Here is a 456-nt window from a genome sequence, read left to right on the forward strand (position 1 = left end):
CCGTCGACGGGACCGCGCCCTCGGGCAGGGGACGCGACCACACGATGTCCAGCGGCTCGGACATCTTCGCCAAAGTCAGCTTCCCGTCACGGAACCGGAAAGCGCTGGTGGTGTACTCCGCGGATCTGCGGGACTTCTTGCGCGACTTGAACCGCGGATACTTGGCCCGCTTGCCGAAGAAGTTCGTGAACGCCACCTGCAAGTGCCGCAACGCCTGCTGGAGCGGAACGCTGGACACCTCGTTGAGGTAGGCCAGTTCCTCGGTCTTCTTCCACGCCGTCAGCAACGCCGACGTCTGGTGGTAGCTGACCCGCTCCTGCCGCGCCCACGCCTGGGTACGGGCCGCCAGCGCCATGTTGTAGACCTTGCGCACGCACCCGAACGTCCGCGACAACTCGACCGCCTGCGCACCGGTCGGACAGAAGCGGTACTTGAACGCCCGCTTCACATACGTGG

At 65.6% G+C, this 456-nt stretch carries 1 protein-coding gene; it reads right to left on the reverse strand.

What is annotated here, in order from left to right; all coding sequences use genetic code 11:
* A partial coding sequence (locus tag N4G66_RS45350) for an RNA-guided endonuclease InsQ/TnpB family protein (RefSeq protein WP_261710174.1) occupies positions 1-448 on the reverse strand: 448 nt, incomplete at its 3' end.
* Positions 449-456: the final 8 nt, after the last annotated feature.

This window comes from Streptomyces rhizosphaerihabitans (genome assembly GCF_025399795.1).
Taxonomy (GTDB): Bacteria; Actinomycetota; Actinomycetes; order Streptomycetales; family Streptomycetaceae; genus Streptomyces; species Streptomyces rhizosphaerihabitans.